Origin of the sequence: Aureibacter tunicatorum, assembly GCF_036492635.1 — a bacterium.
Lineage (GTDB): Bacteria > Bacteroidota > Bacteroidia > Cytophagales > Cyclobacteriaceae > Aureibacter > Aureibacter tunicatorum.
In genome coordinates this window covers 615,029-629,370 of the sequence record NZ_AP025305.1, presented here as the reverse complement: position 1 = coordinate 629,370, position 14,342 = coordinate 615,029, and the positions used below count along the sequence as shown (strand labels likewise).

Genomic DNA, 14,342 nt, shown 5'->3' with positions numbered 1-14,342 from the left:
CAAAAATAAAAAGCTACTTCGAAAAAATTTCATTCAGCATCTTCCAAGGCACATTTTGAGCCCACTGCTTGAATTCCATAGGCTTAACTCCTAACTTTTCATACTCTTTTGCATCAAAGTCATAAGTGCTTGGATTGGCTTCAAGGTGTCTATAAATATTCGAAATACCTTTTGCTAATCTTTCTCCAAACATAGGCGAAATATTAGCTTCAAAATCATCGGGACTGGCAGCTATGTAGTTAACCGGTTGACCAATAACCTCACTAATCACCTCGGCTATTTCATTTCCTGTAATCGATGGTCCTCCTATTTCAATCGACTCGCCAATCAACTCCGGCTTGCCAAACGCAGCGACAACAAACCTGCCCAAATCTATATGACTAATCCATGAAATAGGCAAATTGCCTGGAATAGGATAAACTAAAATTCCTTGAGCAAACATCATCGGCACTGACCAAGGTGCTGCCAAATTATCCAAATAAACTCTAGGGTGCAAAAATGTAATTGGCAAATTTGCTTCTCGCAATAAGCTCTCAATCATCTGAGCTGTATTTCTCAATCCATAAATTTCCTGCTCATTCAACACTATCGAACCACTATTGTATACTATATGAGATACTTCGCTCTTGTTTGCGGCCTTAACAATATTATCTACATATTTCGACAATACATTCTCATCAAATGCCATCGGAAACTGCAATACCACTCCATCAATTCCTTGAAATGCAGACGATAATGACTCTTCGTCATTCAAATCTCCGATTACATATTCAAGCCCCTCCAGTTTTTCCTCAGGCAGATTTCTCACCAAACCTCTAACTTCATATCCAGCTTTCAAACTTTCTTGAGCTATGGCCTTTCCCTGAAAGCCATTCGCATTGATTACTAGTATTTTCTTCATGATTATCATTATTTAGAATTTCTTCGATTATCTCTGATACTTGAACTAATTCAGCAATTTGATATCCCAAAATTGATGAAAATACCAGAAAAAAAATGGCATCATCGAGACGTAAAATGGTAAATACAGTCCATTCCGAAACCTGAATAAAAATACTAAACAAAAAAGTCTGCCCTGAAACATTGTCAAGGCAGACTTCGAAATTATTCTAACTATAGCAAATATTAAATATTCACTGCAACTCTTTATTTTTTAATGATTCTAACGTAACCTGAGGACTTATCTGTTTCCACAAATACATTGTAAACACCAGACTCTATTCCTGACCACTCGATTACATTTTTACCAATAACTGAAGCTACTTTTTTGCCGCTAATATCATAAATTTCCACTCTCTTAACCACTGTAGCTCCTCCAACAATCATCACATCATCCACAGGATTTGGATAAACTCGGAATTCATTCGCTTTTTCAGTTCCCAACACCGGATTTTCACCTTCAAATGTAACAGTAAACACTCCTTGCGCATTTTCAACAGAAGCAGCATCATCTGATTCGAATGCATTATTCTCAAAAGAAATTTGTAAATTTTGAATCGAATTAACGTCATCATGAGATAAAGCATTTCCTGTCAGACTAATCTCCGCTGTAGTCAAGCTTGTCACTGAGATATTCACTTCCAAGCCATTTGGCACATTTGCAGCTGAAAATTCTACTCCTTCAGTGAAATCAACCAATTTGGATGAGAAATTATCATCTTCAAGAGTAACATTAATTACAGTAGAAATAGAACCATCATTTGACACAGCCTCTACAAACTCAACATCAGAATATGAAATTGATGGAGACATAGCATTATCATTAAACTCTATGCTAAATGTTGTTGTATTTCCTTCTGGACCATTGCCAGATGCAAAAGCGTTATCATTCAATGTGAACTGAACCGTCGCATTGTCGTCAACACCATGATTAGCAGCATTTCCTGTAATTACCAACTCCAAATGCTTGCTGTCTATAATATTCGCAGACATGATCAAACCTTGCGGCAAACCAGTAACGGTAAACTCAGTATTGTTCAACTGTCCAGAAGCTCTAACAAATGTGTCATTATTCAAATTCACCAACACAGTATTGCCGATACTTCCATCATTTGCATCACTTTCTTCAAACACACCAATTTCATAAGAAACCAATGGATCGATTTCAGTTTGACCTGTTCTAATCGAACCTCCAGGTGTTGAATTGTATGCATATTCATCTAAAATGAATTCTGTACCGTTATTATTCACCGTAGCTTTAACCCAAGCCATGACTTTCTCTCCATCCAAAGTAAACTCGAAGCCAAAGTAATCCGTTTGTCCCCACCAATCTCTGTAACCATCTCTAGAAATCATGAACATTTGTCCAACATAATTCCCTGCTTGATCCCATGAATCGTTTGGTGTTACCAAATACCCATCGCCTAATCTTTCCAAATCTTTAGTATTAGGAACCACGATACATCTTTTTTGGTATGTTTCAAACTCTAATGTCGCATTAGCTGGTGTATATAGAGTACCTATACCTCCATTATTTCCACCATCTGCGTAAATGTTGCTATTGTCTTCTCTCTCTAAATAGCTATGCGTCCAAGTTCTACCGGAATTAGCAACCATATTTCCATAACCAACACCAGCCGGTTCTGGTATGTACACGATTTTATACTCATCTTTATAATCGATATTCAATATCTGAGAAGCATTTTCCAAACCTGTCGCTCCGCTTTTCAAGCTAGCCACAAGAATTTCAATAGCAAGATCAGAAACATCATTGGCATTCTGATGAGCTAATGCCATGCCTTCAAGAGTCAATTCAGCCGTTGTAGGACTTGTAACTTTCAGCACAGACTTTAGCCTATTTGGCAAGTTAGCCAATGTATAATCTTTTCCATTTTCAAGAATTTGCCCTGCTGACACTTTGAATTCATCCGATACCAAAGTAATTACAATAGCTTCATCGTTAATTTTGCCATCATTAGAGACCGCTTCAGCGAATACGTCAGAAGACCATTCCAACCTTGGGTTTGGAGCTACGATTATTTCTTTATCAACTGTCAAAGTATTATTTCCAGCTGTTGTATTGACAACCAAAGTCAAAGTGCTTTGCGCTGGAGCATTGCTATCAGCTGTCAACTCAAAAATAACTTTTTTACTTCCTTTTGATGGAATATTAACCGCGGATAAATTATTTTGAGTAATTGAAACACTAGAGGCTGCAGCACCTTGCAGCTGCAAAACTAAATCAGCTGAACTCAAAGTAGAGTTTCCATGATTATAAACCTCAACCTCCAAAGTTACAGTCTCACCTCTATCCAAATATATATCATTGTTAATTCCCCCTTTAATGTCATGAATAGTAACACCTATTGGGTTTTCTTGAAGCAAGCGCTCAAAAGCGGCTTTCAAGTCAGGCAATGGACCAACATGGGCATTATCACCTGCATATTGAGGAGTACCTGTTTGAACTAACAAATCTCTAATCTCGTTTGCAGTCATTAGACGACCTAAACGCTCTTTTGCAAAAGATTGAACTGCAACTACACAAGATGCAACCATAGGTCCGGCAGCACTTGTACCTCCGAAGCTATATTTATAAGCTTGATTTTCATCTCCTCCCACTTTGATATCTCCATACCATTCTCCAGTTGTAGCAACACCTTGTCCCCAACCTTGCAAATCAAAACGTGAACCATAAGTACTATAACCTAACTTATTATGATATGTATCAGAACTACCTGCTCCAACCATAATCGCTCCGCTATGCCCTCTATCTCTATAAGGTTGGTATTGAGAGGCATCCAAATTCTCTCCTGTTTGTGTTTGAGAGCTACCATTTCCACCCGTAGCCACAACAATAATGCCTGCATCGGAAGCTGCTTTTGTCATATCCCATACAGCTTTTTCATATTCACCAGGTACATACTTTTCATACCCTGCCCCTCCTGGATTATAACCTTGTGTCTGAATCTCCAACAAAAACACATCTCCAGCGTCAAGCTGAGTCAATGCTTTTTGCATACCAAAAGCTCTATTATATGGAGACCCATGCAAAGCATCAGCTTCTTCACTCGCCTCAGCGAAAAGTATAAACTCTTCAGCATCAGGAACGATCCCATCCATTCCATAGCCATTATGCTGAGCAACCATAATACCAGCCACAGCCGTACCATGTCCATGCCCCCATTGTGTTTGAATAGGCGTTAATCCTTCCGCATAACTTACTTTTCCTTCATCTACCCATTCCTCATGGAATCTATTGACATCATACTCAATGTCACCAATTTTAATTCCTTTTCCTTTTATTCCCAAACTCCAAGCATACTCAGCATTTACTCCGGGATCGGCTCCAAGATAAGTTTGTCTCCACGTCATATCATCCGTTGTCGGAGCAATATCAGCTGGCGGCGCAGGAGATGTCTCAGCTACCAAATCAGCAAAAGCTACAAAGTCTTGCTCTTCGAGTTCTTTAGCGATCTCCAACAACTCTTCATTGCTGGCATTTTCAATTTTCACAATCTTATAATCAGAAAAAGAAAATGTATCTGATCCTTTGCTTCTGGATGAACTTGTGTTTACTTTTTTCTCAAAATCCAAAGCCTCAGGGCTACTTTCATCAAAAACTTTTCTTAAAGAAACACCATTTAATGAAAGGTCTTCATTCAAATATTCTTCAAGAGTTGCCTCCGAGTTTTTGCCTCTACTTTGATCTCCAGAATTATTTAGCTTAACTACAAGAATATGTTCCTTTCCAGGCACATACCTTAAGCCTCCTTTGAGACTTTGCCCTTGAGCAATGCTTGCAAAGCAAAACGCAAGTAGCAATGTGAATAGACGTAAGTATCTTATCATCGTATTTTATGTTATTGTTTACAGCAAGAGTTAATACATAAAATAATTAAAAAAACAATAACATCTAAGCTACATTAGATAAAACACATAAATTAGATAATTTAATATCAGTCAAGTTTTATATAGTCGCATTCAATATGCGGTCTTTTCCATGAATATCTTGAATCACTTTTACTTTTCGATACCCAAGATTTTCAACCATGTGCTTCATTTCCTCGCCAAGGTACTCGTTTATCTCAAAATATAAGGCTCCTTCTTTCTTCAATAGCGATTTCCCCAATTCAGCTATTCTTCTGTAAAAAATCAACGGATCATTATCCTCAACAAATAAAGCCAACTCCGGCTCATAATCGAGCACATTTTTATGCATTTTTAACTTCTCCAGTTGACGAACATAAGGGGGGTTGCTAACAATTATATCCAATTTTTCCACTCTCGGTATTTCATTCAAAATATCCAATTGGCTAAACTTAACTTCCGCCTTTAACGACTCGGCATTTCTTATCGCAACTTCCAAAGCCTGCTTGCTAATATCAACGCTTTGAACATTTGCGGACTCCATTTCCAATGCCAATGTAATAGGAATACAGCCCGAGCCAGAGCCAATATCCAAAACATCAAGCCCTTGCTTCCCTTTTTGATCATTCAATATCAAATGAACCAACTCTTCAGTCTCTCCTCTAGGAATGAGCACAGAAGGATTGACTTCAAAGTCTCTTCCGTAAAAATGAGCCTTGCCAATTATATACTGTATGGGTTCATTATTTTTCAACCTCCTCAATATCAAATTCAAAACAGGCATCTGAAAAGTCGAGACTTCACTATCAAGGACCAATTCATTTTTAGTTACTTGAAATACATCCTCCATTATCATCCATGCAATCCCCGCTGTCTCATATTCATCATAAACGCCTTGCAATGAATCAATGATCAAATTTTGAAGCTCTTTACTTTTCATACCTTAAGCACTTATCTAATAGCCATAAAAAACAAACACCTCAAGCTTTCGCTTAAGGTGTTTACATATTCAGTATTTTTATAAATCAATTACACATTCACATGCTTTTCCGCATGATACGAAGATCTCACTAATGGACCAGACTCAACGTATTTGATACCTCTTCTTTCTCCCTCTTCTTTGTAATGGGCGAACAAATCCGGGTGAATAAACTCGGCAACCTCGATATGTTTTTTAGTTGGTTGAAGATATTGACCTAAAGTCAGCACATCCAATCCATTTTCAACCAAATCATCCATCGCTTTGTAAACTTCGTCTTTCGTTTCTCCAAGCCCAAGCATTATGCCTGTCTTCGTTCTTTTTCCAAAGTCTTTTGTTCTCTTGATTTGCTCCAAACTTCTAGCATACTTTGCTTGAGGCCTTACTGGTCTATAAAGTCTCTCTACTGTTTCCATGTTATGAGAAACGACCTCTTGACCTGCTTCAATCATTCGATACAAAGCATCCCAATTACCTTTAACGTCAGGAATCAATGTTTCAATAGTTGTAGTTGGAGAAACTTCCTTCACCTTTCTCACTGTCTGATACCAAATTTCAGCTCCGCGATCTCTAAGCTCGTCTCTGTTCACAGAAGTAATTACCGCATGCTTCACATTCATTAATTTGATAGCATCAGCAACTCTTTGAGGCTCTTTTTCATCATACTCAGGAGGCCTCCCTGTAGCAACAGCGCAAAATGTGCAACTTCTTGTACAAACATTTCCTAAAATCATGAAAGTCGCTGTGCCGGCTCCCCAGCATTCGCCCATATTAGGGCAATTGCCACTTTCACATATGGTATGCAATTTATTCTTGTCTACGATTTCTCTAACATTGGCATATGTCTTTCCCACAGGAAGCTTTACCTTAAGCCAACTTGGCTTTTTAGGTCTTTTGGCAGTCTCTTCCGAGATAACAGGCAACTCTATCATATATTCAACCTCTATTACGTAGTTAACAATTCTTCACTCAACTGATATACAAGTACGAATGGAAACGTCCAAAGTTAATTATAAATAAGAATAATCCGCAAAGATTCAAGAATAATTTGATAAGAAGCAAAGCGATATTACTTTCTCGAACCGTAAAAAAGAGTCAAAAAAGCATTGGGATAGATTTGTCTTGAATTGGCAACATCAGGAGCCATTATGTATATGCCTTTTGTATATGCTTCAAGCATAAAACCACCTTCAAATCCAAACACGCTCGACTTGAAAGCTCCAAACTCAAATGACAACGCCGCTTTAATATGTCCCCCAGGAACTATACTCATATCAGGAACTCCTTCAAAAAGTTTCCCCGGCCCAATTACCTGACTCATTTTACTAATATCATATGGGCCTGTTGAAGAACCTGTACCATCTCCCTCGCTGTATTCATAATAATATGGAGTGACCATTCCCATCGAAAATCCTCCGGCTAATATTCCATTCACCTGAACGCCTTGATACTGAGCTTTATGAAACAAAACCCATTCACGGCCATATTGCAACCTAAGATTGTACAAATAGTTGAGTTTGGATTGAATAAAGCTTTTGCCCGTTTGTGTTGAGCTTAACCTTACCTCTTTTGGGTCCTTGATATTCACCAATTCCAATCCAAAATGTTGATACTTATTATCATCAACAGCTCTTCCATATCTTAACACAAAACCTCCTATCAGCCCGCTGTTTGTCGCTTTTGTAATTCCCCAAATGAACTCTGAACTGTAGTCATAATCAATAGTTTCTTGAGCTTTTGAGTCAATATTGCTTACAAGTATTGCCACAAATATTAATGCCGCTTTTAGAAGTCTAAATTTCATAAAATATCATATTTTAATTATGTGATAATACTTTAATAATCTCAGGAGTCGAATGTTTGGGAATCGTCAAATATTTTCAATCACTTTGCCAAAGCTTATTGCATCATGAGAAGCATTGTAAACGCACTTCTTACTCTTGATCAACAAAACTTGTGGAGATTCGTGTCTGACGCCTAACCTATGCTCTATCTCATTGCTCACTTCTCGATGCATAATCAAATTAAGAAAGTAAGGTTGCAAATCTCCTGCCTTTGCCTCATCCCAACCTGATTCCATTCTTTTTAGAGCCATAGAACTAATAGGGCATCGTGTACTATGTTTGAACAACATCACTGGTTGTTTCTCTGACAACTCTAAGGCTACTTTAAGTTGTTCTGAAGTTTCCAATTCATTCCAATTCATATATCAGTCATTCCAAATTTTGTACTCTTTTGAATCGTATTTTCTTTTTGGCACCACTACTTTTGATTTTTTCTTATCAGGAGCCATAGTATTCAATATTTTATCCACCCAAAGTTGTACTTTGCTCGTCTTCACGGTTCTTCCTGACTTTTCCATCTTTCGAGCAAAAGCAGCATAATGAGCTTGCTTATTCACTACTTTAAATCGTTTGTATTTATCCACAAACTCAGCGTGCTTGGCATCATTGTTTCTTTCCATGCTTTTCCTTTTGGAAACAAGCGGCACTTTCACGCTTCCTTTGAAATTCGCCAAGGTGTTTGAGAAATTTTGATAGTAAGACGCCTTGTTTTTTCGTTTGTACAACCCGACTTTTTGCATAGCATTCTCCGTTCTTACCATTTGGTTCATGGAATGTTGCTTGCTATAGCCCTTGTACATGATTTTATGCTGACGAATAGCCGCTCGCATAAGATCTATTTCCATTTCCATGGAAGTTCTTGGTCTTCCCAAATACAAGCCTTGTCTATCCATTCGCTTAGCAAAAGCCTTGTGATTGGCGGATTTTTGTTTCTTGCTCACGCCTTTTACCATCAACTTTCTGCTCACAGTATTATCTTTCACCATACCAGGGCTTAGCCTATACGCTTTATAATATTTCTTATGCATGCGCATAGCATTGGCCATGAAATCTCTTTCCATATCCCTAGATGTCCTCGGACTACCCAAATACAAGCCCGCGCGATCAACTTTTTTCGAAGCCAATTTGTACGACTTTACCTTATTGCTGGTCTTATACATTCCTACTGACTTCATCTTGCGAGTCATATTGAAATAATCTTTGCTTGTGTAAGGCTTGCTAAAGTGTCTAGGAGGATTATACTTATCACGATTTGGATACTTCCTTTTACTCGCTGGCACATATTTGATATTGCCAGAATAACCAGAAGCCAATCTCGCATTTCGGAAAGTATTCGCCGTTTTAATTCTCTTCATTCCCGCGTTATTCACCTGTCTTGCTGATATTCTTTGCGATTTATATTCAGGATAATTCGCAGGCTTGTTAATATTCTTTTTATCTCTTCTTCTAGAGTCTCTAGCAGACAATAACTTTACTCGAGCGGATTTGAAATTATTTTGAGCGGTATAATGCTTGGCTCCTTTAGGCTTGTATTTTTTCATTCCTGCCGTTTGGGCATTTTTGTCAGCTCTGTATGTATTCACAGACTTGATCTTTTTTCCGCCAGCCTTGTTCATCTTATTCGGCGATGCGTAAAACTTGGCCTTAGGCTCCTTCTTCATCGCTGATCTTGTGCTTCTTCGATCTCCTTTTTTTGCCCTGCTTTCTTTTTGAGCAGTACTTAATAATCTTTGCTTTTTAGGGCTGTATTTATCTCTGTTAGGATAACTTTTCAAGCTTTCAGCCTGAATTTTTTGTCCTTTTGGACTTATTCCATCTCCTTGAAAGTAATTTCTCTTGCTCGTCTTTTTCTTTTTGGAAGCGGACTTGCTTGACTTTCGCTCACTCTTCCTAACCTTAGCGTCATTTACTTTTACTTTCCCATTCTTGCTGCCGCCATCCACTTGCCTTGGATTTTGAGCAATAGCGGATAAACTCGCCAAACAAAGTAAAAACGCCCAAAGCGTAACCTTGCCAGAGAGTTTCCATATGCGCTTACCTATAGAAACCAATACACCTTTATTCAACACCTGTTTATCCTTTATTCTTTACCTATTTATTCTCTTAATTCACACCTGCATGGATTCTCTAATCGCAAGAATCCTAAAATCCCCATGAGTCAAAGCCAGTCACAAAAAATATTTGCATCACTATCAGCCATCCTCATATTATAAAAATTTATTTCATAAATTAACAATATTACATTTAAAAAATTATATACAAACTATAAAATAAATAGCTAATTAAAAAGAAATATTTCATTTGATTGTCATTAATCAATTGTGATCACGATCATTATTGGCTTATATTTAGGGTTGTTTTGAATGAAAGTATGGCTATGACGCATTTTGAGAAAAAAACGCTAAAAAATGGTCTTCAGGTAATTATCCATCAAGATACGTCCACTCCTTTAGTGGCCTTTAATCTTATTTACCATGTAGGATCCAAAGACGAAAACCCGCATAAAACAGGTATGGCTCACCTTTTTGAGCATTTGATGTTTACGGGATCGCAAAATATCGAAAAGTACGATGAGCAAATCCAAAGGGTTGGAGGAGAGAACAATGCTTTCACAAGTCCAGACATCACGAATTATTACATCACTTTGCCTTCCGCTAATGTTGAAACGGCGTTTTGGCTAGAGTCGGATCGAATGAAATCCTTGAGCTTCAATAATGAAGGCTTTATTACTCAACAAAGAGTCGTTATAGAAGAATTCAAGCAGAGGTATCTCAACCAGCCTTATGGTGATCTTTGGCTTCATATGCGTCCACTATGCTATCAAAACCATTCCTATCAATGGCCTACTATTGGCAAGAACATAGAACAAATTGAAAATATAACACTTAAGGATCTTCAAGAATTCTCAAGTAAATACTATACTCCAAACAATGCTGTTTTAAGCCTTGCTGGAGACATCGATCCAGAAAAAGGCTTTGAGCTTGCGGAGAAATGGTTTGGGTCTATTCCTTCGGGTGAAAAAATAGAAAGAAACATTCCTGTCGAGAAACCTCAAACAGCTCCAAGAACTTTAACATTGCATAGAGATGTACCGCATGATGTTGTATTCAAGGCATTTCATATGCCAGGAAAAAATGACCCTGAGTATCAAGCCATAGACCTTCTAAGCGATATATTAGGAAGAGGAAGGTCATCTCGACTATTTCAACAACTTGTGGCCGAAAAGAAAATTTTCAGCAGTATCAACTCTTATGTGACCGGTTCATTCGATCCGGGCTTATTGGTGATATCGGGAAAACTACATAGCGGAAAGAGTCCCGAAGAAGCGGTTGAAGTCATTGATCAAATCATTGAAAAGTTGAAAACTGAAACCATCGATGATTACGAGCTTCAAAAAGTTAAGAATCAAGCAGAAGCAAGTTTAGTATTCTCTGAAATGGAAATACTCAATATCGCTATGTTCTTAGGATATGCGACAATACTTGGAGACACAAATCTTGTCAATGAAGAAATTGAGCAAATACGAAAAGTAACTCCGGAAGACATTAAAAAAATATCGAATAAGATTCTCAGGGAAGAAAATTCTTCGACAATGCTTTATTTGAGCGATAAGCAAGGTTAATCTAAAACGGGGCTTTGAAAATATCAGAGCCCCGTTATTTTAATTAATTATTTCAGAATAATTTTATGCACGCTTACTTGACCTGAAGCTATTACTTTTACCTGGTACACTCCTGAAGTAAGTAAAGACAAATCTATTTCCGTAATTCCTTCCAAAGAATATTTAGATTGAAGCTTTCCTTCCAAACTATAAACTTCAACTAACTGCAAATCCAAACCATTGGAAACTATTTGCAATTTCCCTTCTGTCGGATTAGGAAATACACTTATTTCATTTCTTAAATCATCACTTGACAATACATTGTCGTCCTCTACAATCACTGTCACGCTTTGTGTCACCTGACATCCATAAACATCCGTTACAGTAAGAGTATATTCGGTTGTTTGAGCAGGGTTTGGAACTGGATTTAAAATTGATGCATCATCCAAACCTACAGTAGGTTCCCATCTATATACAAGAGGACTTACACCTGATACATTTACTGAAAATGCTGTAGTGTTTGTTTCGTATTCTTTAATCGTCATATCAGTCAAAGAAGTGATTTCTACTGTTTCCTCTCTTGAAATAGTAAACTCTTGTTCAACTATGCTATTATCAGCATCCGTAACTATTAGCTTATATGAACCAGCGTCCAAATTCATAGTAGCTGATGTCGCAATAGTATTCTCGCTTGATAGATCTATCCATTCATAAGTATATGGTTCTGTTCCTCCCGATACAAGAGGTCTAACTTCTGGACTTAAAGCACAAGAACCAACAATCATATCCTGCACATCTAAATTCAAATCCGATTGATTCGAAACGCAATTCACATTAGCTACCCAGCCATTCAAGAAGGTATTCCCATCTGATTTAAACTCAAATGTTAAAGCTCCTGATGCATGGCTTGATTTAATTGTACTTGGAGGCGTAGATCCTTCATCATTACAGAATAAGCCGATCTCTGGTGACGATGCGTCTGGTCCATCATATATTTTCAAAAAGTCATACTGACAGCTGTTGGATTCAGGGTCTGATTCGACATCAAATACAGCAAAGTCAACTTCCAAGTATTTATCAGCTCCACCAGGATTAAGGGTCATTACAAAATTCTCATTATTTCCGTACGCACCCTGACTGCCTCCATTATCCACAAACACACCATCGCAAAAGTCAACTGTTCCATTAGCAATTTTTAGTTCTTTGTTTACTGTCACATAAGTCGTCTTGCTGATTGATTCATTTCCATCTGAAATTGTCAGCTTAACAGCATAAATACCTGGAGCATTATAAGTCAACTCTGGAGGATTCTGGCCTGAATATGAATCAATATTCGCTCCTTCAAATTTCCATTCCCAAGAGTTTATGACTGAAGACCCGTTTTCTGACGATTCTACAATTGTTATACTTGGATCTATCAATAGGTTTATATTTTCATTTTCTAATGTAAAATCGGCTTGCATACCATTTGAAGCTTTGCAAGAAACATCAGCATCCCATCCAGCATACATATTGCTAACATTGGAATGAAAAACAAATGTCAACGCACCAGAACTATGTGATGAAGTTACTGTACCTGGCGAGTTTGTTCCACAATAAGTTCCTAGTTTTGTAGACGAAGTATTTGGACCATCATATATTTCCAAATAATCATTTCCGCAATTATTATCTAGCCTAAATGAATTAAACGCGACTTCCAAAATATTTCCATCAACTTCTGGTAAAAGAGTCAGCGTGAAATCTTCTCTATTTGTATAATTGCTATTTCTACCTGAATCAAAGAACTTAGTATCGCAAGCTCTTAGAGTACCATTCTGCATAACAATATCTTGCTCAACAGTCACATAAGCTTCTCTCACTTGAGTGTTTATATTTCCTGCTTGATCCGTTACTGTCAAAGTGACATCATATGACCCTGGGTGGGTATAACTAATTGCAGGAGGTGTTTTACCTGAAAATGAAGCAGGTTCTCCTCCTTCAAATTTCCACTCCCATGACTCTATAGAACTGTTCTCAGAAGTTGATCTATCAATAAAATCTATAGAATGTCCCACAGGAATTGTATGCACTTCAGAGCTAATCTGAGCTTGCACTTCATAGTCTGTTATACCTGTCTGCACAAGGTTATTATCTGCATGCAGATTGTTTCTGCCTCCCACGCTTGAAGTCAAGGCATCCATCATACGATCCACTTGTCCTTGAGTGAACATTACTGTGCAATACCCATAATCCATATAGTTTTGAGTATTGTCTAATGAGCCACAGCTAACATTATTAGGATTGCAACCTGAATTTCCAATTGTATTAGGCGTATCCGCTACCAAATCGTCTCCATTACATGAGCTTGCAACTTGATACCCTCCTTCTCCCCAAGCATGAATCAAGTTTAGGAAATGGCCCACTTCATGTGTCATGATTTTGTAATGAGTATCTTTAGCTGTGCCTGTTCGGCCAAGCGCCCAGTGAGAAGTAACAACACCATCATCCCATACATACCTTGCCTCATCAGATGGATATTCTGCAAAAGCTGAACCTGAATTCGGGCCAGAACTTTTTAATACAAATACATTCAAGTATTTTTCTCTTGGCCAACCATAGGCTTGCTTATATTGCCTTTCCAGTGTTCCTCCATCATCCCCATTTGCTGAAAAAGTAGGATGGAAATATCTATTTATTCCAGCCGTAAAATTTCCTTGCGGGTCTTTATTCGCCAAAACAAAACGTATATCCGATCTTCCAATAATATCCTGAAATTCCGGGATAACTTGATCAATATTAATGTCCTCGCCAGCAAAGTCCTCATTCAATTGCTTGATAGATTCGTGAATTTGCTCATCACTGACATTTTCAACTCCTCCAGCATGAATAACATGAAAGACCATTGGTATCACATACTGATCCTTGGCTTGACGTCTAGCTAGAGTACTAGTACTCTCTTGTATTTCTGAAGGTATTTTACCTTGCATTGAACAAGGTTCCTGTGTTTGAGCCATGGAGTCAAATGCCATGACCGTTCCTAGTAACAAAGTGTATAATTTCTTCATTAGCAAATCTTATAGTTAATTATATAAGATATGAATCAATTATGAATAAATTGATCTTATGCTAATCA

9 protein-coding genes are annotated in these 14,342 nt (G+C 37.8%); 1 reads left to right on the top strand and 8 read right to left on the bottom strand.

Annotated features, from left to right (window positions below):
• Nucleotides 1–13: 13 nt before the first annotated feature.
• From AABK36_RS02680 to AABK36_RS02650, 7 genes are all read right to left on the bottom strand, one after another.
• On the bottom strand, nucleotides 14–901 hold the full coding sequence (locus tag AABK36_RS02680; RefSeq protein WP_309937482.1) for an SDR family oxidoreductase: 888 nt from the start codon (nucleotides 899–901) through the stop codon (nucleotides 14–16).
• Nucleotides 902–1,146: 245 nt separating this feature from the next.
• On the bottom strand, nucleotides 1,147–4,788 hold the full coding sequence (locus tag AABK36_RS02675) for a S8 family peptidase (RefSeq protein ID WP_309937481.1): 3,642 nt from the start codon (nucleotides 4,786–4,788) through the stop codon (nucleotides 1,147–1,149).
• Nucleotides 4,789–4,906: 118 nt separating this feature from the next.
• Nucleotides 4,907–5,746, bottom strand: coding sequence for a peptide chain release factor N(5)-glutamine methyltransferase (gene prmC, locus AABK36_RS02670; protein WP_309937480.1), 840 nt, complete (start codon nucleotides 5,744–5,746; stop codon nucleotides 4,907–4,909).
• 89 nt (nucleotides 5,747–5,835) lie between these two features.
• Complete coding sequence (gene lipA, locus AABK36_RS02665; protein ID WP_309937479.1) at nucleotides 5,836–6,717, bottom strand: lipoyl synthase; 882 nt, start codon at nucleotides 6,715–6,717, stop codon at nucleotides 5,836–5,838.
• Nucleotides 6,718–6,854: 137 nt separating this feature from the next.
• Nucleotides 6,855–7,589 carry a hypothetical protein gene (locus AABK36_RS02660; protein WP_309937478.1) on the bottom strand — a complete coding sequence of 245 codons (735 nt, stop codon included), beginning with the start codon at nucleotides 7,587–7,589 and terminating at the stop codon, nucleotides 6,855–6,857.
• 66 nt (nucleotides 7,590–7,655) lie between these two features.
• Nucleotides 7,656–7,991 carry a bacillithiol system redox-active protein YtxJ gene (gene ytxJ / locus AABK36_RS02655; RefSeq protein WP_309937477.1) on the bottom strand — a complete coding sequence of 112 codons (336 nt, stop codon included), beginning with the start codon at nucleotides 7,989–7,991 and terminating at the stop codon, nucleotides 7,656–7,658.
• A gap of 3 nt (nucleotides 7,992–7,994) precedes the next feature.
• Nucleotides 7,995–9,698 (bottom strand): hypothetical protein, encoded by a 1,704-nt coding sequence (locus AABK36_RS02650; RefSeq protein WP_309937476.1) that lies wholly within the window; start codon nucleotides 9,696–9,698, stop codon nucleotides 7,995–7,997.
• A 302-nt stretch (nucleotides 9,699–10,000) separates the two neighbouring features.
• On the opposite strand from AABK36_RS02650, the gene AABK36_RS02645 reads away from it, so the two are divergent.
• Nucleotides 10,001–11,251 carry a M16 family metallopeptidase gene (locus tag AABK36_RS02645; RefSeq protein ID WP_309937475.1) on the top strand — a complete coding sequence of 417 codons (1,251 nt, stop codon included), beginning with the start codon at nucleotides 10,001–10,003 and terminating at the stop codon, nucleotides 11,249–11,251.
• A 47-nt stretch (nucleotides 11,252–11,298) separates the two neighbouring features.
• Here AABK36_RS02645 and AABK36_RS02640 read toward each other — a convergent pair whose 3' ends face one another.
• Complete coding sequence (locus AABK36_RS02640) at nucleotides 11,299–14,274, bottom strand: CUB domain-containing protein (RefSeq protein ID WP_309937474.1); 2,976 nt, start codon at nucleotides 14,272–14,274, stop codon at nucleotides 11,299–11,301.
• Between the last annotated feature and the right edge of the window lie 68 nt (nucleotides 14,275–14,342).